The 391-nt window shown below is 36.8% G+C and carries 1 rRNA gene; it reads left to right on the top strand.

Going from position 1 to position 391, the window contains the following annotated elements:
• Positions 1-70: 70 nt before the first annotated feature.
• Positions 71-187: ribosomal RNA gene (rrf, locus tag JN080_RS29265) — 5S ribosomal RNA — on the top strand.
• Positions 188-391: the final 204 nt, after the last annotated feature.

Here is a 391-nt window from a genome sequence, read left to right as displayed (position 1 = left end):
ACGAACTCGTTCAGAAAAAACTTCTTCTATAATTATCTAGTTTTGAGGGAATGAACCTCAATTCAAATAGTCTGGTGGCGATAGCGAGAAGGTCACACCCGTTCCCATACCGAACACGGAAGTTAAGCTTCTCAGCGCCAATGGTAGTTGGGACGCAAGTCCCTGTGAGAGTAGGACGTTGCCAGGCGAAAGACAAAGAATTTTATTCTCTGTCTTTTTTAATCTCTTGTTTATAAATGGCAGAAATTTTCAGTTGTATTATAACACCTACGGTGTTAAACTAGTAACACTGATTCGTTAATAACTTCTTATAGAAAATGCTTTAAAGTAAAAATTTTCGTAGAAGTTGACAGTGACGAATTAGTGTGATACAATTATTTTTGTCGCTAAA

The sequence above is a fragment of the Bacillus sp. EB600 genome, from assembly GCF_024494385.1.
Taxonomy (GTDB): domain Bacteria; phylum Bacillota; class Bacilli; order Bacillales; family Cytobacillaceae; genus JAEVLT01.
The sequence above is the reverse complement of the archived record's forward strand: the minus strand, read 5'-3'. Positions and strand labels throughout refer to the sequence as shown.